The sequence below is a fragment of the Truepera radiovictrix DSM 17093 genome, from assembly GCF_000092425.1.
Lineage (GTDB): Bacteria > Deinococcota > Deinococci > Deinococcales > Trueperaceae > Truepera > Truepera radiovictrix.
Map to the genome: position 1 here is coordinate 2,067,048 of NC_014221.1, position 19,737 is coordinate 2,086,784.

Here is a 19,737-nt window from a genome sequence, read left to right on the forward strand (position 1 = left end):
CTAGGGGCGTGGAAGCGTCCCTCCCCGACCCCCAGTCACGACCTCAGGGGCCGCCGCGCTGGCTCAAGCTGCTCGGCGGCCTTCTCCTCCTGGCCGCGCTCGCTTTCGGTCTCCTAGCGTGGTGGGCAGGGAGGCTCCTCGCCCCCGCCGCGCCGGGAGCGACCCACGAGACGGAGCTCGAGGTGCTCCCCGGTTGGGGCGCCTATGAGGTCGCGAGCGCCCTCGAAGGTGCCGGCCTCGTCCGCAGCGGCCGCGTTTTCAGCCTCTACCTGCGCGCCGCCGGGCTCGACCGCAGCGTCGGCGAAGGGCTCTACAGCTTGAGCCCCAGCCTCAGCACCCCCGAGATCGCCCGCCGCCTCGCCGCAGGGGGCCGCGTGCGCACCGTCACGGTGGTTATCCCCGAGGGGTTTCGCGCCGCGCAAGTCGCCGAACGCCTCGCCGCGCTCGAGCTCGGCGGCCCCGAACTCGGCGCGCTGATTGCCGACCCCGGCGACCTGCGCCCCGCGTTCGTCCCCGAAGGGGTGGGGCTCGAGGGCTACCTCTTCCCCGCCTCCTACGAGCTGCCCCTCCAGGCCACCGCCGAGGGCGTGCTGCGCGCCATGCTGAGCCGCTTCGAGCGCGTCCTGACCCCCGAACGGCGCGCCAAGCTCGAAGCCCTCGGTTTGAGCGTCCACGAGTGGGTCACGCTCGCCAGCATGATCCAGGCCGAGGCGGGCCACTACGATGAAATGCCGATCATCGCGGGGGTGTTTTTAAACCGGCTCGAGCTCGGGATGCCGCTCCAGTCCGACCCCACCGTGGCTTACGGGCTGGGTAAACGCCTCCCCGAACTCAGCGCGTTAGAGGGCGACCTGCAGCGCGACCACCCCTGGAACACATACACCCGCACGGGCCTCCCCGTAGGCCCCATCGGCAACCCCGGCGAGCACGCCCTAGAGGTCGTCTTTCACGCCCAACGGACGAACGAGGACGGCGAGCCGTACCTCTACTTTCTGCACGGCCTCGGCGGCGAGTTTCGGCCCAACCTGACGCTAGAGGACCACAACCGTGACATCGAGCTCTTTTTGCGCCCGTAGCGTTCGGGTGCGGCGGGGGGGGGCGCGGTGACCCTGCGCCCGTTCGTCCTCTTCCTCGCCCTGCGCCACATCCGCCGCCGCGCCCTGCAGAGCGCCCTGACGGTGTTGGGGGTCGCCGTCGGGGTGATGGTGCTCGTCACGGCGTTGTCCTTGACAAACGGTTTTATCGACGAGCTGATCTCGAGCACCCTGCAAGCGACCCCCCACGTGTCGCTCTACCCAGCGGGCGGCGGCACGCTCCCCGACGACGGGAGGCTCTTGGCGGCCATCGAAGCGCACCCCGAGGTCGTCGCGGCCGCGCCCTACGTCTCCGCGCAGGCGCTCATCGCCCGCCGCGCCGACGCGCAGGCCGGGATCCCGGGCCGCCAGGGCTACACCCAGGTCCTCGGCATCGACCCCGAACGCCAGCAGGCGGTGCTCGACCTGGAGGTCCTCTCCGCGGAGGCGTCGGCGCTCGAGGCGGGCGGCATCATCTTGGGGAGCAGCCTCGCCAACAGCCTCGGCGTCTGGGCGGGCGACGAGGTGCTCCTAGTGGACTTTAACCGCAGCCGCACCGCCTTTCCGGTGGCGGGTACGTTTCGCGTCGGCAACGAGATCATCGACGCGGCGGTGTCGTACACCTCGGTGCAAGCGCTGCAGGACTATCTGGGCGCGCCGGGGGAGCTGAGCGGTTTTCACGTCCGCCTCGCCGACCCCGACCGCGCGCTCGCGGTCGCCCAAACGCTCGCCGACACCACCGGGCTCCTCGCCACCCCCTGGCAGCACCTGTTCGGCAACCTCGTCGAACAGCTCGAGCTGCAGAAAACCTTGATCAGCGTGGTGGTCTTTTTGATCGTGTTGGTCGCCGCTATGGGGATCGCCAACATCTTGATCCTGACGGTCGCCGAAAAAACCGAGGAAATCGCCCTTTTGCGGGCGGTCGGCGCCTCGCAGCGGCAGATCTTGGCCGTTTTCACCACCGAAGGGCTGCTGTTGGGGGGCGTGGGCACGCTGCTGGGGGCACTTTTGGGGCTCGGCCTCTCCTTGTACTTCAAGTTCCAACCCTACCCGCTCCCCGGCGACCTCTACTTCATCACCCAGCTCCCCGTCGCGCTGCAGGCGTGGGACTTCGTCTGGGTCTGCACCCTGTCGCTGGTCACGAGCGTCGTCGCCGGCCTTCTCCCCGCGCGGCGCGCGGGGAGGCTCGACCCCGCCGAGATCTTGCGCTAAGCTCACCTTCGGTTAGGTAGACTAGCCTGATGACGCTCCCCTACCCCGTAAGGCCCCGCCGATGACCGTCACACCGGAACCGCCCCTAGACACCGCCCAACCGCTGCGCGACGTCACCCTAAAGGGCGTCGACTTCACCCTCTTGGGCACCGCCCACGTCTCCCGGACGAGCGCCGACGAGGTCGAGCGCCTCATCCAGACGGGCGACTTCGACGCCGTCGCGGTCGAGCTCGACGCGGGCCGTTTCGGCGCCATCAGCGACCCCGACCGCTGGGCCAAAACCGACCTGTTTGAGGTGTTTCGCGAGGGCAAAGCCGCGATGATGGCCGCGAGCCTCGCCCTGGGCGCCTTTCAGCAGCGCCTCGCCGAGCAGTCGGGGGTCGAACCGGGCGAGGAGATGCGCCGCGCGGTGCGGCTCGCCCGAGCGCGCGGCTTGCCGCTGCTACTTATCGACCGCGACCTCGGCGTGACCCTGCGCCGCGTCTACGGCAACGTGCCCTGGTGGCAGCGCCTGGTGCTCATCGGCGGCCTTCTGGGGAGCGTCTTGAGCCGCGACGAGGTGACCCCCGAAGAGGTCGAGAAGCTTAAAGAGGGGGACGTCTTGGAGGCCACCTTCGCGGAGTTCGCGGAGGACTCGGCGGCGCTCTTTGAACCCCTCATCCGCGAGCGCGACCGCTACATGGCGGCGCGGCTTCGCGAGGAGGTGTGGCGGGATGGCGAGCCGCGCTTTAAGCGGGTGCTCGTGGTGATCGGCGCGGGGCACCTCAAGGGGGTCGCGGAGCACCTGGCGGCGCCCCCGGCGACCCCGCCGGCGCTCGAGCGCGCCGCCCTCGAGGCGCTCCCCAAGGGGACGCCGTGGCACAAGCTCCTGCCCTGGGCGCTCGTGGGGCTTATCGTGCTGGGCTTTGCCATCGGGTTTTCGCGCGACCAAGCGCTGGGTTGGCAGCTCCTGCGCGAATGGGTCCTCATCAACGGCGGGCTCTCGGCGCTCGGGGCGCTCGTCGCGACCGCGCACCCCCTAACGGTCCTCACCTCGTTCGTGGCCGCGCCGCTCACCTCGCTCAACCCCCTGGTCGGCGTGGGCTTCGTCGCAGCGGGCGTCGAGCTCTGGCTCCGCAAACCCCAGATGGGTGACTTCGCCGCCCTGCGCCGCGACGTCACGACCGCGCGCGGCTGGTGGCGCAACCGGGTCGCGCGCACCCTGTTGGTCTTTTTCCTAGCGACGCTCGGCTCGGTTCTCGGCACCTACTTGGCGGGCTTTCGGATCCTCGAGCGCTTGTTATAGCAGGTAGCATCTGGTCACGAACGCTCCGCACCTAAACCGTCTAGTCAAGCGCTCACCTTCTTGGATACTACCTGCCTATTCCCATAACGGCTTAAACTCGCCTTGTGCCTGACACGCCCGAAGACGCCTACCCCTATGAGCGCGCCTGGCGCTACGCCCTCTGGCTCCTGGGGCGCCAAGCCTACACGGGCGCGCAGCTCCAAGAGCGGCTCCGGCGCAAGGGCGCGACGCCCGAGACGGTCGAGCGGGTGCTCGCCAAGCTCGTCGACCTCGAGTTTGTAGACGACGCCCTCTACGCCGAGGCGTACGTGCGCTCCCGCAGCCGCAACAAGGGGGCGCTGCGGTTGCGGCAGGAGCTGTTTCACAAGGGGGTGAACGAGGAGCTGGTCGAGAAGGCGCTCGGGGCGTTGGACGAGCGCGCACAGGTCGAGGCCGCTTCAGCGCTCGTCGAGAAGAACCTCTGGCGCTGGAAGGGCGAGCCCCGGGAACGCTACGCCAAAGCCTACGCCTTTTTGGTGCGGCGCGGGTTTCCGGCGGACGTGGTAAGAGCGGCGCTCGAACACCTGCCGCCCACGCAGGACATTTAACTCTGCTCGGCGCGCCCTTGGGCCGTTACCATAGCGGCGTTTGGCAGTTGACCACTCGGAGGAAAGATGCTCGCACTATACAACCTGCACAACTTCTACGGCGAGTTTTTGCAGCTCGTCCCCATCGTCGTGCTCATCTGGTTCGCCGTCCGCCGCCGCACGCCGCTGCAGCGCGTCGCCCCGGTGCTGCTCGACATAAACGTGCTCATCGGCTTTCTCCTCTACCTCACCTCGGGGATCCGGGTTTCGGTCTGGCACCCGGTCTTTATGCTGGCGGCCATCGGGCTCGCTCACGGCGTCGCTAGGAGCACCAATCGCAAACTCGTCATCGGGGCGTGGGTCGGGGTGCTCGTGCTGGTCGCGCTCGGCGTTCAGATCGCCGGTGGCCGCTTCCTGACGCGCCCGCTCTTGCCCGCGCTCTAGGGTGCTCCGCTAAGCGTGTGAGCGCGTGTCAAAAGCGGGGCAACCGGACGACCCCACGCCCGCCCTACTGACCCAGAGCCCCTGCGATCCAGGGGCTCGGTCGGTTTCGGTTTGAGCGTCCGCCTAACTTCGCTGCGCGCGCGGGAGCTACCCCCGTCGGTCGCGCTGCAGAGCGTGCGCTTGACGCTCTCGGCAGGCCTACGCTAAAGTAGGATCTTGACGTCGGGGCGTAGCGCAGCCTGGTAGCGCACATCGTTCGGGACGATGGGGTCGGAGGTTCAAATCCTCTCGCCCCGACCAAGGGCACCACCAAGGGTGGTGCTTTTTTCTTTTAGGGGTGGTCGATGACCGCTAGCGTGCACCTCGAGACGCACACCCTTTGACCCGCTTCATCCACGATCTCAACCGTCCAGACCTGCGTGCTGCGCCCCTTGTGCACGGGCGTCGCGGTCGCCGTGACCGACCCCGAACGCTTGCCGCGCAGGTGGTTGGCGTTGATCTCCAACCCGACGACCGCTTTGCCCTCTGGGACACTGACCGCCCCCCCGACCGAAGCGACGGTTTCGGCGAGCGCGACCGACGCCCCGCCGTGCAGCAGTCCGTAGGGTTGATGTACGGCAGGGCCGACCGGCATGGTGGCGACCACACGTTCGGGGGTGGCCTCTAAGATATCGATCCCGAGCGTCTGCATCAGGGTGTTCGGCAGGGTTCCCGTAAAGCGGCTCATGCGCCACTCTAGCACCCGAAAACCACAAACGGGTGCGAAAATGTTAGAATGACCCGTTTGCGAGGGCGTTTTTATACCCCCGCACGCGCTCTACTGAGCTGACTTAAACCGCCTTGCGGCGCGCTACAACATCGCAAGAGGAGCCCTAGCGCCACGCAAGCGGCGCCAAAAGCCGAACCCGCTCGGCCATGGAGGTTTGTTTGAACGAGGGACAGGTCGTACCCGTCGTCATCACCGACGAGATCAAAACGAGTTTTATCAACTACGCGATGTCGGTCATCGTCGACCGCGCGCTACCAGACGTACGCGACGGCCTGAAACCCGTGCAGCGGCGCATTCTCTACGCCATGCAGGAGCTCGGCCTCTTTCCGCGCAACAAGTACGTCAAATCCGCCGGGGTCGTCGGTGAGGTCATCAAAAAGTATCACCCGCACGGCGACACCGCCATCTACGACGCGATGGTCCGCATGGCGCAGGACTGGAACGTGCGCTACACCTTGGTCGACGGTCAGGGCAACTTCGGTTCGATCGACGGCGACCCCGCCGCCGCCTACCGCTACACCGAAGCGCGCATGACGAGCGTCGCCGAGGCGATCCTCGCCGACATCGACAAAGAGACGGTCGACTTCAAGGAGAACTTCGACGGCACCACCGTCGAACCGGAGGTGCTCCCCTCGGCCGTACCCAACATGCTCGTCAACGGCGCTTCGGGGATCGCCGTGGGGATGGCGACGAACATCCCGCCGCACAACCTTGGGGAGGTGGTCGACGGGCTTCTGGCGATGCTGGACAACCCCGAGATCACCCTCGACGAGCTCATGGAGCACATCAAGGGCCCGGACTTCCCGACGGGCGGGGTGATGAGCCGCACGGGGATCCGCCAAGCGTTCGAGACGGGCCGCGGCAGCATCCGGCTGCGCGCCAAGGTGCGCTTCGAGGAGCGGGGCCGCGGCACCTCGATCGTCGTCACCGAGATCCCCTATCAGGTCAACAAGACCTCGCTCATCCAGACCGCCGCGGGGCTCGTGCGCAGCAAGCGCATCGAGGACATCGCCAACATCCGCGACGAGTCCGACCGCCAGGGGATGCGCATCGTCTTCGAGCTCAAGCGCGGCGCGCACCCCGAGCTGGTGCTCAATCAGCTCTACAAGTACACCCAGCTGCAGAGCACCTTTAGCGTCAACAACCTAGCCATCGTCGACCGCTCGCCGCGCGTGCTCCCCCTCAAGGACGCGCTCGCCCTCTTTCTCGACCACCGCGCCGACGTGGTGCGCCGCCGCACGACGTTCGAGCTGCGCAAAGCGCGCGAACGGGCGCACATCTTAGAGGGCTACCTCATCGCGCTAGAGCGGCTCGACGAGGTGATCGCGCTCATTCGCGGCTCCGCCGACGGCCCGACGGCGCGCGAGGGGCTCGTGGCCGAGTTTGGCCTCACCGAGGTGCAAGCGCAAGCTGTCTTGGACATGCGCCTGCAACGCCTCACCGGGCTAGAGCGTGAAAAGCTGCAGGGCGAGTACCGCGAGCTGCAAGCGGAGATCGCCCGCCTCGAGGCGATCTTGGGCGACGCGAACGAGCTGCGCAAGGTGATCAAGCGCGAGCTGCGCGAGGTCAAGAAAAACTTCGCCGATGCGCGCCGCACGCAGATTAGCGACAACGACAGCGACATCTCCAAAGAGGACCTCATCGCCGAAGAGCACATGGTCGTGACCCTGACGCGGGGCGGCTACATCAAACGCACGCCGCTCGCGGCCTACCGCGCCCAAGCGCGCGGCGGGCGCGGCGTCAACGCGCAAAAGGCCAAAGAGGACGACATCAACTCGATGCTGATCGTCGGCAACACGCACGACTATCTGCTCTTCTTTACCGACCGCGGCCGCGTCTACCGCGAGAAGATCTACGACCTCCCCGAGGCCGAACGGGCGGCGCGCGGCAGCCACCTGCGCAACATCTTGCCGCTCGCGGAGGACGAACGGGTCGCCACGGTGCTCTCGGTCCGCGACTTTAACGCCGAAGGGTACTTCGTCTTCGCCACCCGCCAGGGGATGATCAAAAAGACCGCCATCCGCGAGTACGGCAACCTCAACGCCTCGGGGCTGATCGCCATCAACCTCATCGAGGGTGACGAGCTGGTCTCGGTGCGCCACGGCTGGGACGGCGCACACGTCGTGTTAGCGACCCGCGAGGGGCAGGCCATCCGCTTCCCCGAAGCCGACGTGCGCGACACCGGGCGGGCGACCCAAGGGGTGCGCGGCATCCGCCTCAAACCGAACGACGCCCTTGTGAGCCTCTCGGTCATCGCCGGCGAGCATCTCGGCGACGCCGAACTCCTCGCCGTCACGGAGTGCGGGTACGGCAAGCGCACCCCTTTAAGCGACTACCCCGTGCAGGGCCGCGGCGGCCAAGGGGTCATCACGCTGCGCGTGACCCCCAAGACCGGCCCGCTCGTCTCGCTCGACTACGTGCGCGGCGATGAGGAGCTTTTGGTGCTCTCCGAGGGGGGGGTCTTGATCCGCACGCGCGTCGGCGAGGTGAGCCGCTACGGCAGGCCGTCGCAAGGCGTCACCATCATGCGCCTCGGCGACGGCGACCGCGTCGTCTCGGTGATGGTGATGCTCGCCGAAGAGACGCTCGGAAGGGCTGCTGACACCGACGACACCTCGCTGCTCAACTAGCACCCCCCAACCAAGGCGCTTTTTGCGCCAGAACCCCCTCGCCCGCGCGGCCGAGGGGGTTTTCTACGAGATGAACTGACCCTGAGCCAACGCGCCGGTTCCCCCTCGAGCCCCCCTAGTGGCGGCTGCACCGGGCGACGGCGCGGGTAAGGGTCAGGGTTGGCTGTGTGGTGGTGAGCAGCACGCGGCGCTACGCCACCGGTAGTACAACCGCTTGCGCCGAACCGAACGCTCGTTCATACTGTGAGAACGTCGTCTTGTCACGTCCTTGTCAGGCGCGCTTTAAGCGCCGACGTCACCGCACTATAGGCCCTATCGTAGGAGCGCGAACGCCATAGGTCGGTGAAACGCGTCACACGGTTTGCTCGTTCGAGCGGCAACCACCCGCCGCTCACCTGGAGGAGACGCCATGGTGATTGGACAAACAGCGCTGCGCTCGCCCGCCTTTAGCGAGCGCCTCAGTGCGCTCTTAAGGGAGCTGCAAGCGCGCGGCTGCACGGTCTGGCTCGAGGGTATGACCTTGCGCTTCGACGTCCCCGAGGGCCAGCTCGCGTGGGTGCGAGCGGGGGGCGTGAGCGAGCTGCTCGGGCGCTACGGCGACGTGGTGCTCTGGCTGCCCGAGGAGCTGCCGAGCGACCTCCGGGAAGCGCAGCTCGGTTTTCAACCCGTCTGGCCGCGCGCGCCTGCCGCGGAGGGGCCAGCAGCACGCACCCTGCAGCGCCCCCAGCGATGGCCGCGCTTTGGCGCGCGCCCGCAAAACAAGTCTCACCGCTAAAGCGGCAAAACGCCACACCAAGCAGCGCGCCGCACCGCCCAGGTTCGGCGCGTTTGCCGTGGGGTTTGCGCCCCTAGGCCGCGCCGTTGACGCCTCTACGCCGCAGACGTTAGGATGCGCCGAGCAAACGTGCACATAACCCCCATCCCGCTCGCCTCGAGGCGCGCCCTTATGGTGGCGCGGGGGTCGCTACGCACGTCGGCCAAGCCACGTCGGCAAAGGAGGAAGCCGTGAAGGGTTTGCTTGCGGTTTCGAGGGGTATCGACGCCCTAACGACCGCGGTCGGTCGGGTGATGTTTTGGCTTACGTTGGTGATGGTGCTGATCGGCGCTTTTAACGTCATCACGCGCTACGTCGGGCGCGCCTTTAACCTCTCGCTCGGCGGCACGCGCTACATCGTCTTGCAAACCTACGCCTACAACCTCGTCTTCTTGCTCGGCGCCGCGCACGTCTTTAACCGCGACGGCCACGTCCGGGTCGACATCCTCTACGCCAACCGCAGCCCCCGCACAAAGGCGTGGATCGACATCCTCGGCACGCTCTTTTTCCTCTTCCCCTTCTGCGTGCTGGGTTTCTACCTGAGCTGGGGCTACGTCATGCGCTCGTGGCAGCAAAATGAGGTCAACATCAACGCCGGTGGGTTACCGGTCTATCCCATCAAAACGGTGATCCTCGTCGCTTTTGCGCTGTTGGTGCTGCAGGGCGTGAGCGAGATCATCAAGCGCGTCGCCGTGCTGCGCGGCTACCCGCCGCCGGCGACCGCGGCCCCCGCCGACGTGCCCCACTCGGGCGCGCTGGGCGCGGATCACCCCACCGAGCTGCTGCCACCCGAGCGTCCAGAGACGTCTACGAGGCGTGAGCGCTAATGGCCTACCTCAGCTTGTGGATGTTCGGCGCCGCTATCTTGCTCCTGCTCATCGGCTACCCGGTCGCCTTCTCCTTGGGCGGCACCGCCGTGCTCTTTACGCTTATCGGCTCCGACCTGCTCCCCTCGTGGGGGGTGCCGCTCCCCTGGGAGCCGATGTTCCCGCTTGCGCGCCTTAACATCTTGCCCAACCGCATCTACGGCACCATCATGGACAACTACACCCTGGTGGCGGTGCCCTTTTTCGTCTTTATGGGGGTGATGCTCGAAAAGTCCGGCCTCGCCGAGGAGCTCCTCGAGACCATGGGCACCCTTTTCGGCTCCCTGCGGGGGGGGCTAGCGATCTCGGTCGTGGCCGTCGGGGCGCTGCTCGCCGCCTCGACCGGGGTGGTCGGCGCTTCGGTCGTCACCATGGGGGTGCTCGCGCTCCCCGTGATGCTCAAGTACAACTACAGCAAATCCCTCTCGACGGGCGTCATCGCCTCGTCGGGGACGCTCGGGCAGATCATCCCGCCCTCTATCGTGCTCGTCATCTTGGGTGACCAGATCGGCGTCTCCGTCGGGCAGCTTTTTTTGGGGGCGCTCATCCCCGGCTTTTTGCTCGCCGGGCTCTTTATCCTCTGGGTGGTGTTCGTCGCCATCACGCGCCCGCAAGACGCCCCCGCCATGCCGCCCGAAGCGCGCACGCTGCGCGGCGGGGCGCTCGCTCTCAAGGTGCTTAAAAGCCTTATCCCCCCCCTTTTTCTCATCCTCTTGGTGCTCGGCACCATCTTTTTCGGCTTGGCCACACCTACCGAGGCGGGCGCCATGGGCGCGCTCGGCGCCATGCTCTTAGCCGCCATCAATCGCCGCTTGACCCTGCGCAACCTGCTCGACACGATGAGCCAGACGGTCACGCTCACCAGCATGGTCTTTATCATCCTCGTCGGGGCGACCGCCTTTAGCATGGTCTTTACCGCGCTGCGCGGCGATCAGGTGATCGACAACTTTTTGCTCAACCTCCCCGGCGGGCAGTGGGGCTTTTTGTTCTTCACCATGTTGGTGATTTTTCTGCTGGGGTTTTTCATCGACTTTATCGAGATCACCTTTATCGTGGTCCCCTTTATCGCGCCGATCGCGCTGCAGTACTTCGGTCCGGAGATGATGCTGTGGTTTGGCATCCTGGTCGCCATGAACCTGCAGTCGTCGTTTCTCACCCCGCCCTTTGGCTTCGCCCTCTTCTACCTCAAGGGGGTCGCACCGCCCAGCATCAAGTCGGGCCACATCTACCAGGGCATCATCCCCTTTATCGTGCTGCAGCTCCTGATGCTCGTGCTCCTCGTCCTCTTCCCACGCCTCGTGACGTGGCTCCCCTCGCTCGCGCGGCCGACGGGCTAACGCTGCACCCTAGTCACGTCAAACGCCGAGCTTTTTTGCTCGGCGTTTCAACGTGCCAAAGCCCTCCGCGCCGCCAGCTAGCCGCCGGCCTCCTCCTGGGCGCTTTGGTCGTAGATAAAGTTCTGGAAGGCGTACTCCGCTTGGCGGTGCCACTCGCGGATGTTATCGCGAAACGCGGTAAAGCTTTCAAGCGTGCGCGCGTAGAACTCGTTGCCCGAGGCGTTCTGGTCGTGCACCTCGTCCATGTGGCCCCGCAGCGCCGTGAGGATCTCCGGCGAGAAGGTGCGCAGCTGCGTCCCCGAGTCGACGAGGCGCTGCAGCGCGGGGCCGTTTTCGGCCTCGTAGCGCGCGAGCATCAGCTCGTTAGCGGCGTGCGCCGCGGTTCGGAAGGCCTCCTGGATTTCGGGCGGAAACGCGTTGTAGGTGTCGAGGTTGACGTAGAGGCAGAGCGTCGCCGACGGCTCCTGCCAACCGGGGCCGTAGTAGAAGGGCGCGGCTTGGTTAAGCCCCAAGATCTCGTCGTCGTAGGGGCCGACCCACTCGGTCGCGTCGATCACGCCGGTGTCGAGGGCCAGAAAGATCTCCCCCCCCGGCAGATTCTGCACGTTGGCGCCGGCGCGCGTCATCACCTCGCCGCCGAAGCCGGGGATGCGCATCGTCAGCCCGCGCAGGTCTTGGGGGGTGTTGATCTCGCGGCGGAACCAGCCGCCCATCTGCGTGCCGGTGTTGCCCGCGGCGAAGGCGATGAGGTTGTCCTGGGCGTTGAGCTCGTTCCACAGCTCTTGGGCGCCGCCCGCCATAAGCCACGCATTATGCTGCTGCGCCGTGAGCCCAAAGGGCACGGCGGTAAAAAAGGCGTGCGCGGGGTTGCGCCCGACGTAGTAGTACGCGGCCGAGTGACCGAGCGCAAAGGCCCCCGAGGAGACGGCGTCGTAGACCTCAAACCCCCCGACCTGCGCGCCCGCCGGGTAGACGGTAATCTGCACGTCGCCGCCGGTCAGCTCGTCGAGCACCCGCGCGATCTCCTCGCCACCACCATAGATGATGTCTAACGAGGCGGGAAACGAGCTCACCATCTCGAGCCGAAAGGTGCTCGCCTGCGCGCGCGCGAACATGAGCGGCGAAAAGGCCCCGCTCGCTGCGACCACACCCGCTTTTTTAAGGAACTCCCGACGCTTCATCCTGTCCTCCTGAGGTTTGGCCACCCTGCCTAGAACCGCCTCGAAAGCCGCTACCGCAACCCCTTCCCCACGAGGCTACGCTAGCCCGAGGCCGCAGGGCTCCCCCTGCGCAACCGCTACGCTTTGAGACGCGTTCTAAACACGTGCAGTATACTCAGCGGCTCTAGCGCTAGCAAGCTGTACGCGAGGGCGCAAGGACAACCCGCCCCGGCGCACCCCGAACCCCCTGCGCAGCCAGCACCGTCCCCACAATCGTAGTTCTGTCGGCACCCTCCCTAACCCGCCCGGGCGCCTGGGGATGCTAAGCTGAAAAGACGAGGAGGTTAACTATGCGTTTTGGACCGTTAGGCGTCTGGGAAATTCTGATCATCTTGCTCGTGATCTTGCTCGTCTTCGGGCCGCGCCGGTTGCCGGAGATGGCGCGCGGTTTGGGGCAGTCGGTACGCGAGTTTCGCAAGGGCATCCGCGACATAAAAGACGACATCGCGAAAGAGGAGGAGCGCCCGAACGCTGTCACGGTCGCCCCATCGACCGCTCAGCAGAGCTCCCCCCCGCCGAGCGCGCACGCGCCCAGCACCCACGTAGGGCCCGAGAGCGCAACCCAGGTGCACGAGGTGCGCACCGAGCCGGCAGCCGTTCAGAGCGCTCAGACGCGCGCCGACGACGCGGACGCCCCCCGACCCAAGTCCACCTAGACCGGCTTGAAGACCCCTCTCTCAACGCCAAGTGCAACGTCGGGAGGGTGGCCGTGGCGCCCTCCCGCTAGGGTTTTATGACGCTGATCGAACACTTCGAGGAGCTAAGGACGCGCCTATTTATCGCGCTCGGCGCGTGGGTCGTCGGGATGGGGGTGGCGTTCGTCTTCCGTACGGAGCTGCTCGCTTGGCTGCAGGCGCCTCTGCCCGAGGGCCTGACGCTGACCGCTTTCGGCATTCTGGAGCCCTTTATCGTCAGCATGCAGATCTCCGCCTTTTTCGGGCTGGCGCTCGCCGCCCCCGTGATCGTCGGGCAGATCTGGGGGTTTATCGCCCCCGGCCTCTACCCCGAAGAGCGCCGCTGGGCGGTACCCTTTGTGCTCCTGACCGCGCTCGCCTTTAGCGCCGGGATCCTTTTCGCCTACTACATCGTGCTGCCCTTTGCGCTCCCGATTATCGTCGGCTTTTTGGTCGGCGAGGTGCAGCTCTTGCCGGGCATCGGCGACTACATCTCGAAGATCCTCGTCTACATGGCGGTCTTCGGTTTGATCTTCGAGATGCCCGTGGTGAGCTTTCTTTTCGCGCGCCTCGGCCTCTTGAGGGCGCCTCTGCTGCAGCACTACCGCCGCTACGCGATCGTCATCAGCTTCGTTGCAGCGGCGCTCATCACCCCGACCGCCGACCCCATCAACTTGCTCCTGGTCGCCCTGCCGCTCGTTATACTCTACGAGGTGAGCATCCTCGTGGTGCGAATTTTCCAGCGGAAGGTGCCCTTTGCAAGAGACCATCCAGAACCTACGCGCCCGCATTGACGCGCTCAACCTGCAGCTGTTAGCGCTCCTGTCCGAGCGCGCGGCGGTCGCCGAAGAGATCGGCAGACTGCAGACCGCGCTCGGGATGCCGCACTACGACCCCGTGCGCGAGGCGCAGATGCTCGAGGCGCTCACCGCGGCCAACCGTGGCCCCTTTTCGGACGAGACCGTCAAGGGGCTTTTCAAGGCCATCTTCCAAGCGAGCATGCAGCTCGAGCAGGAGAGCGACAAGGTCAAGTACCTCACCTCGCGCCAGACCCGCCGCGAGGACACGGTCGTAAAGCTTGGCGACGTGGTTTTGGGCAGCCACCACGCCCCCGTGCTCGTCGCGGGCCCCTGCTCGATCGAGTCGCACGAACAGGTCGAGGCGGCAGCGGCGTTTGTCGCCTCGCGCGGGGTCAAGCTCTTTCGCGGCGGCGCCTTTAAACCGCGCACCGACCCCTACTCGTTTCAGGGTCTCGGCGAACAGGGTTTACGGCTCGGCCGCGAGGCGTGCGACCGGCACGGGCTCCTCTTTATCTCCGAGATCATGGACGCCTGCGACCTGCCGCTTTTCCTCGAGTACGCCGACGTGCTGCAGATCGGCGCGCGCAACATGCAGAACTTTACGCTGCTCCGCGCCGTAGGCCGCGCCAACAAACCCGTGCTCTTAAAGCGCGGCCTCTCGGCCACCATCGAAGAGTGGTTGATGGCCGCCGAGTACCTGCTCAGCGAGGGCAACACCAACGTCATCCTCTGCGAGCGCGGCATCCGCACCTTCGAGCGCTACACCCGCAACACCCTAGACGTCTCGGCGGTCGCGCTCGCCAAACAGGAGACCCACCTCCCCGTGCTCGTCGACGTCACCCACTCGGGGGGCCGCCGCGACCTGCTCGTCCCGCTGACCAAAGCGGGGCTCGCAGTCGGCGCCGACGGCATCATGGTCGAGGTGCACCCGAACCCCGCCGTGGCGCTCTCGGACAACAAGCAGCAGATGGACTTTGACGCCTTCGACCGCTACCTAGAGGAGACGGGCTACCACAAAAAGCTCTCGCAGAAGCGGCACGAGGTGTACGGGTTTTAGATCGTCAGAAGTCAGGAGTCAGTAGCCAGTAGGCACAAGTCAGGGTGGGCGACGCGTTCGTGCTGAGCCCGAGCCCTGACTTCCGAACACTGAATACTGACCCCTGAATTCTTACCCCTCGCTACTGACCCACCCCCCGACGTCTCGCCGCGCACCCCGAGCGCGCGGCCCAAGGGTAGACTGAGGCGACGTGCTTAACCGCCTGCTCAGCTTGATCGTCAAGGCGACGAACATCACACCGAGCTACACGCCGGAGCACTGCCTCGTCGTGACCAAAGCGGTCGGGGGGTGCACGGTCTGCGAGGAGACGTGCCCGCACCAGGCGATCACCATCGGGCGCGCGGTCGAGATCGACGAGATCGACTGCACCGGCTGTGGGCTCTGCGTGCAGGCGTGCCCCTCGCAGGCGCTCTCGAGCAGCGTCGCCTATAGCCGCGGCGCGCCCCTTAAGTGCTCGCAAGTCAAGGGCGACGCGCAGAGCGTTCAGTGCCTGACCCGCCTTCAACCCTCCGACGTGCTGGCCCTAGCGGGGCGCAAAGACCGCGTCACGCTCGTGCGCGGCGCGTGCGAGGGGTGTGCGATCGGTAGCCCCGAGGTACCGGCGCGCCTAGCGCAGCTGCTTCAGGACGCGGCGGCGCTCGCGGCGGTGCGGGGGCGCACGCTGCACACCGAGGTGCTCGTCCGCGAGCGCTACGACACCACCGACAACCCCGAAACCCTCAGCCGCCGCGAGCTGCTGCGCGGCGGCCTGCGCAGCTCCAAGCGCTTCTCGGCCGACCTGTTGGCCCCTTTGGAGGCGCTCGGCGAGGCGCAAGCCGAGGAGAAGGGGGTGCCGCTCGAGCTCGAAAAGCGCTTTTTGCTCCTCCGAGCGGCTCAACCCGAAGCGGAGGCGCGCGTCCCCTGGACCCTGCCGCGCGTTCACGACGGCTGCATCATGTGCCCGGTCTGCACCAACGTCTGCCCGACGGGCGCCTTTAAACGCGAGCTGAGCCCCGTTCAGATGGGCGGCGGCGGGGTGCTCAAGCTCGAGCCCGAGCGCTGCAACGGCTGCAACGCCTGCGTCACCTCCTGCCCCGTCCGGGTGATCACCCTCGACGGCGAGGTGACCTGGGGGGAGCTCTCCGGCGGCACCCAAGAGGTCTACCGCAAAGCCGGAGGGGCCCTGACGGGTTCGGTCGCCCGCCGGTAGCGCCCCCCACCGAACGCTCGCGGGCGCCTCACCAAGCCGACGGTGCAGCGCCTCGTACCGTCGCGCCTCAGCAAGCGCTCGCGGGCGCCTCGCCCGGGTAGGTGTCGTACACTAACCTATGGCCACCGACGACTGGGTTTACGAAGCGGTCGCGTCTACCCCCCACGGCGCGTCACTGCGCGAGGTGCAGCGCTACATCGACGAGCGCCACCACGAGGAGCTGTCGGTCAAGGTGCTCGGCGACGCGCTCGACCGCCTCGTGCAGCAGGGGCGGCTCGAGGTCGACAACGAACGCTACTTCGTCGTCCGCAAAACCAACAAAGAGGACGCCATGAGGCGCCTTTTCGGCGACACCTAGCGCTTTACCGGCGGCCAGACGGCCTGCAGCCACGCGGCGAGCAGCGCCGCCCCCAGGAGCGCCGTCGAGAACCCCAAAGCGCCTACCGGGCCGCCGAGGCGGTCCCCGGCAAAGCCGCTCACGCTCGGGCCGAGCGCCTGTCCGAGGGCGAAGACCGCCGTCGACACCCCCATCGCCCCCGCCCAAGCGCCCGGCGGCAAGAGCTTGCTAAAGGCGGCGGTCACGGCCGTGATCACCCCCAGAAAGCTCACCCCGAACGCGAACGCCGAGACCCACGGCCAGGCCGTCAGAACCGGGTAGAGGCTCGCGAGCGTCAGCACCAGGAGCACGTGCGTCATCCCCGCGCCGCCCCCCACGCGGTCGATCCACCGGCCCCACATAAGCCCCGTACACGACGCGCTCAGGCCCAAAAGCGCCCAGAAGGGGGCGAGCGGCACCCCGAGGGCGGTCGTAACGAAGGTCATGTAACCGATGTAGCCCGCACCGTAAAGGCCATAAGCGGCGAGCAAGGGCGCGATGGGGCGCAGGCTACCGGAGGCGCCGACGGTGCGCGGGGCGGGTTCTTGAAGCGCGCGCACGGGCGCTGTCGCCGCCCCACCGAGAAGCAGCGACAGTCCGCCTAGGAGCGCCCACGTCTCGCGCCAAGGAAGGGCCGCGAGCATCGCGAGCGGCGACAGCGCGATACCGACCCCCACCCCGCCGAAGTAGAGGCCGGTCGCAAGACCCCGCGAGGAGCGCCTCGGGGTGCTCGCGAGTACGAGCGCCGCCCCGCCCACGAAGACCCACGCGCCCAAGACCCCCTGCACCAGCCGTAGCGCCAGCAGCGCTCCGAAACTCGTACCGAGCGCCAGCAGCGCGAGCGCGAACGCCTGGAGGGCGAGCGCGGCGTAGAAGCCACGCCGGTAACCGACGGCGTAGAGCAGCCGGTGGCTGACGAGCGCCCCCACGAAGTAGCCCAGGGTGTTGGCGCTCCCCAAAAGCCCCGCCTGCGCGTAGGAGAGGCCCAGGGCGCGCTGCATCTCGGGTAAAACGAGCGCGTAGGCAAAACGCCCCACCCCGAGCGCCGCCGCCGGCCCCAGACCGAGGAGCGCCCCGACGATCAAAGGGCGCCCCGCCCCCCTTAGCACGCGGCGCGAGCGAGCGTCACAGCGGGTAACGCACGGTGAGCTCCGCGAGAGCGTAGAGCCCCAGGGCGAAGAGCGCGCGCAGGAGGTGGTTGCGCCACACGACGCGGCCGATGACCACCCGCGCGTTGACGAGCGAGGCGAGAGACGCCCCGACAAGACCTAGCGCCAGGATGGGGCGGTTATAGGGGATGGCCGACACGAACGCCGCCGCCGCCACCGCGAGCGTCAGGGCGGCCGCCATGAAAAGCCCCGCTACCCAGGGCTTGCGGCGGCTTACAAGCCACGCTCCGAAAACGTTGACGACCGCGTAGGCGGCGCTCAGCAGTGCGACGAGAAGGGCCCAAAAGAGCGCCACGCCCTAGGGTCCTCCCGCGTCGGGCGCTGCGAGGAGGTGCAGCGGCGCGTCCTGCGCGAGCGCCTGCACCGAGACGACGGTGAGCGGTTTGTAGGCGAGCTTTTGCACCTTGGCGACGAGCCACGCGTCCGCACCCGAGGTCTCGTCGGCGACCATAACGAGGCGCCCGACGCTGCCCTTACGACCGAGAAAGCGCGCCGCGCCCAACACCTCGAGGTCGGTATCGACCAGCCCTCCGTCGACCCGCCGCCCCTCCTCGCGTAAGAGCGCCGGCGAGAGCTGGTGCTGCGAGACGATGTGAAGGTAGGCGCCCTCCGAGGGGAGCGCGTGGGCTGCGGCGCGCTCGGCCAGCGCGCTACTCAGCAGCCACGGCTGGCCGAGCACACCGAGCGTCTCCCCCTCGGAGGGGCGCACGCGCCACTTGACCTCCGGCAATCGGGGCGCTCTCGCGCGGCTGCGGTAGCGCTCCCAGGTGCGGCGCACCAAGGCGGGGTCGTGGGTCAGCTTGAGGAGCGTACTTACCGCGAGGCTTTCAAGCGGCACCTCCAAAGTGGCGGGCACCCCGACAACGGGCGGCAGCCCGTAGAGGCGCGTCGCGAGCGCTTCGGGGAAGTCGGCGATAAAGGGGTCTTGCCCCCCGCCCCGCGTCGAGCCCCCGCTCGGATTCAGCTGCGGGGCGAGCAGGGCGTCGGCCTCTAGCGCGAGAGCCTGGGCGGCCGCCAGGCGAAAGGCGAGCCCCGGCACGGCGCCCAGCTGCGCGTCCCCCAAGCGTCCCCGCACCGCCTCGGCGGTCGGATAGACGACCTCTAACCCCGCGCCGGCGACGAGCTTGCTCCAAAAGTCGCCGTAGCGGGGCCAGAGCAGCTGAGTGACGAAACCAACACGCATAACGCATTAGTCTAGCATGAGCTTTTTTGGGGGTCCGCGCCCCCTAGAGGCCGCGCGACCTGTGTCAGAACCTCACCGCGCGCCCCGCGGCCGCTGCAGCGACCGCGCCGAGCGTCAGGGCCAAACTGCCTAGGTTCTCGCGCCCCGAGCTGGGCGGCTCCTGCTCGGTCGCCACGGCCTCGGCGAAGGCTACGAGCACGCCGCGCCGCCCCGGGTGCGCCACCTCAGGGAGCGTCACGCGGCGCCCGCGCAGCGTCACCGCCTCCCCCCCTAGGTCGCGCCCGTTGCGGCTCGTCCAGGTGAGCCGCCCCCGGCTCCCCTCGAGGCGCCACACGCCGGCCCAGTTTGTTCTGGGATTGCTGAGCCAGCTCCCGCGGTAGCTCATCACGGCGCCCCCGCGAAGCTGCACCGTCACCGCCGCGACGGCCGGATGGGCGAAGGGGCTGCCGGGGGGGTTCCAAGCGGTGCAGCTCACCGCCCCCGCCTCTTGGCGGAGCGTAAAGCGCAGGAGGTCGAAGTGGTGAATCGCCATGTCGAGCAGCAGCGGGTCGCGCAGCGCGAAGTAGGGGTGCCCCGCCGGCAGGAGGCGGGGCATGGGAAAGCGAAAGTCGACGTAGACGCTGCCGAGCGCGCCGAGCGCCCCTTCTGCCAGGAGCGCGCGCACGGCCAGGGGCGCCGGGAAAAAGCGGTAGTTTTGGCTCACCATCAGCACGCGCCCTTGCGCCTCGGCGGCCGCGACCACCGCGCGCGCCGCCTCGAGCGTCTCGGCGAGCGGCTTTTCGACGAGCACGTGCTTGCCCGCCGCGAGCGCCTCCAAAGCGAGCGGTGCGTGCGCGGCGGCGGGCGCCGTGACGAGCACCGCCTCGGCGTCCGTCGCCGCGAGGGCGTCCCCGAGCGACGCGAAGGCGGCGGCCACGGGGAGGGCGTAGCGCGCCCTCGCCGCCTCCAAGGCGGCCGGCCGGGGGTCGACGACGCCGACGACGCGCACCTCCGGCACCGAGGTCGTGTGCCGCACCCAATCGAGCCCCCAACCGCCAAACCCTGCGTGAATAAGACGAAGCGCCATCTTGTCA

19 protein-coding genes, 1 tRNA gene and 1 pseudogene are annotated in these 19,737 nt (G+C 67.6%); 15 read left to right on the plus strand and 6 right to left on the minus strand.

Annotation, left to right across the window (positions count from 1 at the left end; translation table 11 throughout):
• Positions 1 to 8 precede the first annotated feature (8 nt).
• The 6 genes from mltG to TRAD_RS09555 all read left to right on the plus strand — a co-directional run bounded on the left by mltG (position 9) and on the right by TRAD_RS09555 (position 4,880).
• Entirely contained in the window at positions 9 to 1,076 is a 1,068-nt protein-coding gene (mltG, locus tag TRAD_RS09530) for an endolytic transglycosylase MltG (protein WP_013178405.1), read from the plus strand.
• Positions 1,077 to 1,103: 27 nt separating this feature from the next.
• Complete coding sequence (locus tag TRAD_RS09535) at positions 1,104 to 2,285, plus strand: ABC transporter permease (protein ID WP_013178406.1); 1,182 nt, start codon at positions 1,104 to 1,106, stop codon at positions 2,283 to 2,285.
• Positions 2,286 to 2,346: 61 nt separating this feature from the next.
• The gene (locus TRAD_RS09540) at positions 2,347 to 3,570 is read left to right on the plus strand and encodes a TraB/GumN family protein (RefSeq protein WP_013178407.1); all 1,224 of its coding nucleotides are present in this window, start codon (positions 2,347 to 2,349) and stop codon (positions 3,568 to 3,570) included.
• A 104-nt stretch (positions 3,571 to 3,674) separates the two neighbouring features.
• Entirely contained in the window at positions 3,675 to 4,157 is a 483-nt protein-coding gene (locus TRAD_RS09545) for a regulatory protein RecX (protein ID WP_013178408.1), read from the plus strand.
• A 66-nt stretch (positions 4,158 to 4,223) separates the two neighbouring features.
• The gene (locus TRAD_RS09550) at positions 4,224 to 4,580 is read left to right on the plus strand and encodes a hypothetical protein (protein ID WP_013178409.1); all 357 of its coding nucleotides are present in this window, start codon (positions 4,224 to 4,226) and stop codon (positions 4,578 to 4,580) included.
• 223 nt (positions 4,581 to 4,803) lie between these two features.
• Positions 4,804 to 4,880 (plus strand) — tRNA-Pro (locus tag TRAD_RS09555).
• A 31-nt stretch (positions 4,881 to 4,911) separates the two neighbouring features.
• Here the strand turns inward: TRAD_RS09555 and TRAD_RS09560 are convergent.
• Complete coding sequence (locus TRAD_RS09560) at positions 4,912 to 5,307, minus strand: hotdog fold thioesterase (protein ID WP_013178410.1); 396 nt, start codon at positions 5,305 to 5,307, stop codon at positions 4,912 to 4,914.
• 188 nt (positions 5,308 to 5,495) lie between these two features.
• On the opposite strand from TRAD_RS09560, the gene gyrA reads away from it, so the two are divergent.
• From gyrA to TRAD_RS09580, 4 genes are all read left to right on the plus strand, one after another.
• Positions 5,496 to 7,979 carry a DNA gyrase subunit A gene (gyrA, locus tag TRAD_RS09565; RefSeq protein WP_013178411.1) on the plus strand — a complete coding sequence of 828 codons (2,484 nt, stop codon included), beginning with the start codon at positions 5,496 to 5,498 and terminating at the stop codon, positions 7,977 to 7,979.
• 409 nt (positions 7,980 to 8,388) lie between these two features.
• Positions 8,389 to 8,754: a hypothetical protein gene (locus tag TRAD_RS09570; protein ID WP_013178412.1), complete on the plus strand. Its 366-nt coding sequence runs from the start codon at positions 8,389 to 8,391 to the stop codon at positions 8,752 to 8,754.
• Positions 8,755 to 8,984: 230 nt separating this feature from the next.
• The gene (locus tag TRAD_RS09575; RefSeq protein ID WP_013178413.1) at positions 8,985 to 9,620 is read left to right on the plus strand and encodes a TRAP transporter small permease subunit; all 636 of its coding nucleotides are present in this window, start codon (positions 8,985 to 8,987) and stop codon (positions 9,618 to 9,620) included.
• The gene (locus TRAD_RS09580; protein ID WP_013178414.1) at positions 9,620 to 10,996 is read left to right on the plus strand and encodes a TRAP transporter large permease; all 1,377 of its coding nucleotides are present in this window, start codon (positions 9,620 to 9,622) and stop codon (positions 10,994 to 10,996) included. Before TRAD_RS09575 ends, TRAD_RS09580 begins: the two co-directional genes overlap by 1 nt.
• Before the next feature lie 77 nt (positions 10,997 to 11,073).
• Here the strand turns inward: TRAD_RS09580 and TRAD_RS09585 are convergent, their stop codons facing one another.
• Positions 11,074 to 12,177: a TRAP transporter substrate-binding protein gene (locus tag TRAD_RS09585; protein ID WP_013178415.1), complete on the minus strand. Its 1,104-nt coding sequence runs from the start codon at positions 12,175 to 12,177 to the stop codon at positions 11,074 to 11,076.
• A 329-nt stretch (positions 12,178 to 12,506) separates the two neighbouring features.
• On the opposite strand from TRAD_RS09585, the pseudogene TRAD_RS16815 reads away from it, so the two are divergent.
• The 5 genes and pseudogenes from TRAD_RS16815 to TRAD_RS09610 all read left to right on the plus strand — a co-directional run.
• Positions 12,507 to 12,639 (plus strand): annotated as a pseudogene (locus TRAD_RS16815) (Sec-independent protein translocase subunit TatA/TatB); the annotation flags it as partial.
• A 310-nt stretch (positions 12,640 to 12,949) separates the two neighbouring features.
• Positions 12,950 to 13,684 (plus strand): twin-arginine translocase subunit TatC, encoded by a 735-nt coding sequence (tatC, locus tag TRAD_RS09595; RefSeq protein ID WP_013178417.1) that lies wholly within the window; start codon positions 12,950 to 12,952, stop codon positions 13,682 to 13,684.
• The gene (locus tag TRAD_RS09600; protein WP_013178418.1) at positions 13,647 to 14,747 is read left to right on the plus strand and encodes a bifunctional 3-deoxy-7-phosphoheptulonate synthase/chorismate mutase; all 1,101 of its coding nucleotides are present in this window, start codon (positions 13,647 to 13,649) and stop codon (positions 14,745 to 14,747) included. The genes tatC and TRAD_RS09600 overlap by 38 nt, the downstream gene beginning before the upstream one ends.
• Positions 14,748 to 14,937: 190 nt before the next feature.
• Positions 14,938 to 15,936: a 4Fe-4S binding protein gene (locus tag TRAD_RS09605; RefSeq protein WP_013178419.1), complete on the plus strand. Its 999-nt coding sequence runs from the start codon at positions 14,938 to 14,940 to the stop codon at positions 15,934 to 15,936.
• Between the two features lie 118 nt (positions 15,937 to 16,054).
• Positions 16,055 to 16,294 carry a hypothetical protein gene (locus TRAD_RS09610; RefSeq protein WP_013178420.1) on the plus strand — a complete coding sequence of 80 codons (240 nt, stop codon included), beginning with the start codon at positions 16,055 to 16,057 and terminating at the stop codon, positions 16,292 to 16,294.
• Here TRAD_RS09610 and TRAD_RS09615 read toward each other — a convergent pair.
• From TRAD_RS09615 to TRAD_RS09630, 4 genes are all read right to left on the minus strand, one after another.
• On the minus strand, positions 16,291 to 17,397 hold the full coding sequence (locus tag TRAD_RS09615) for a YbfB/YjiJ family MFS transporter (protein ID WP_041947231.1): 1,107 nt from the start codon (positions 17,395 to 17,397) through the stop codon (positions 16,291 to 16,293). The two genes, TRAD_RS09610 and TRAD_RS09615, sit on opposite strands and share 4 nt — an antisense overlap.
• A 40-nt stretch (positions 17,398 to 17,437) precedes the next feature.
• Positions 17,438 to 17,776, minus strand: a complete 339-nt coding sequence (locus TRAD_RS09620; RefSeq protein ID WP_013178422.1) for a hypothetical protein — start codon at positions 17,774 to 17,776, stop codon at positions 17,438 to 17,440.
• A 3-nt stretch (positions 17,777 to 17,779) separates the two neighbouring features.
• Complete coding sequence (locus tag TRAD_RS09625) at positions 17,780 to 18,664, minus strand: hypothetical protein (protein WP_013178423.1); 885 nt, start codon at positions 18,662 to 18,664, stop codon at positions 17,780 to 17,782.
• 64 nt (positions 18,665 to 18,728) lie between these two features.
• Positions 18,729 to 19,730: a Gfo/Idh/MocA family protein gene (locus tag TRAD_RS09630; RefSeq protein ID WP_013178424.1), complete on the minus strand. Its 1,002-nt coding sequence runs from the start codon at positions 19,728 to 19,730 to the stop codon at positions 18,729 to 18,731.
• Positions 19,731 to 19,737: the final 7 nt, after the last annotated feature.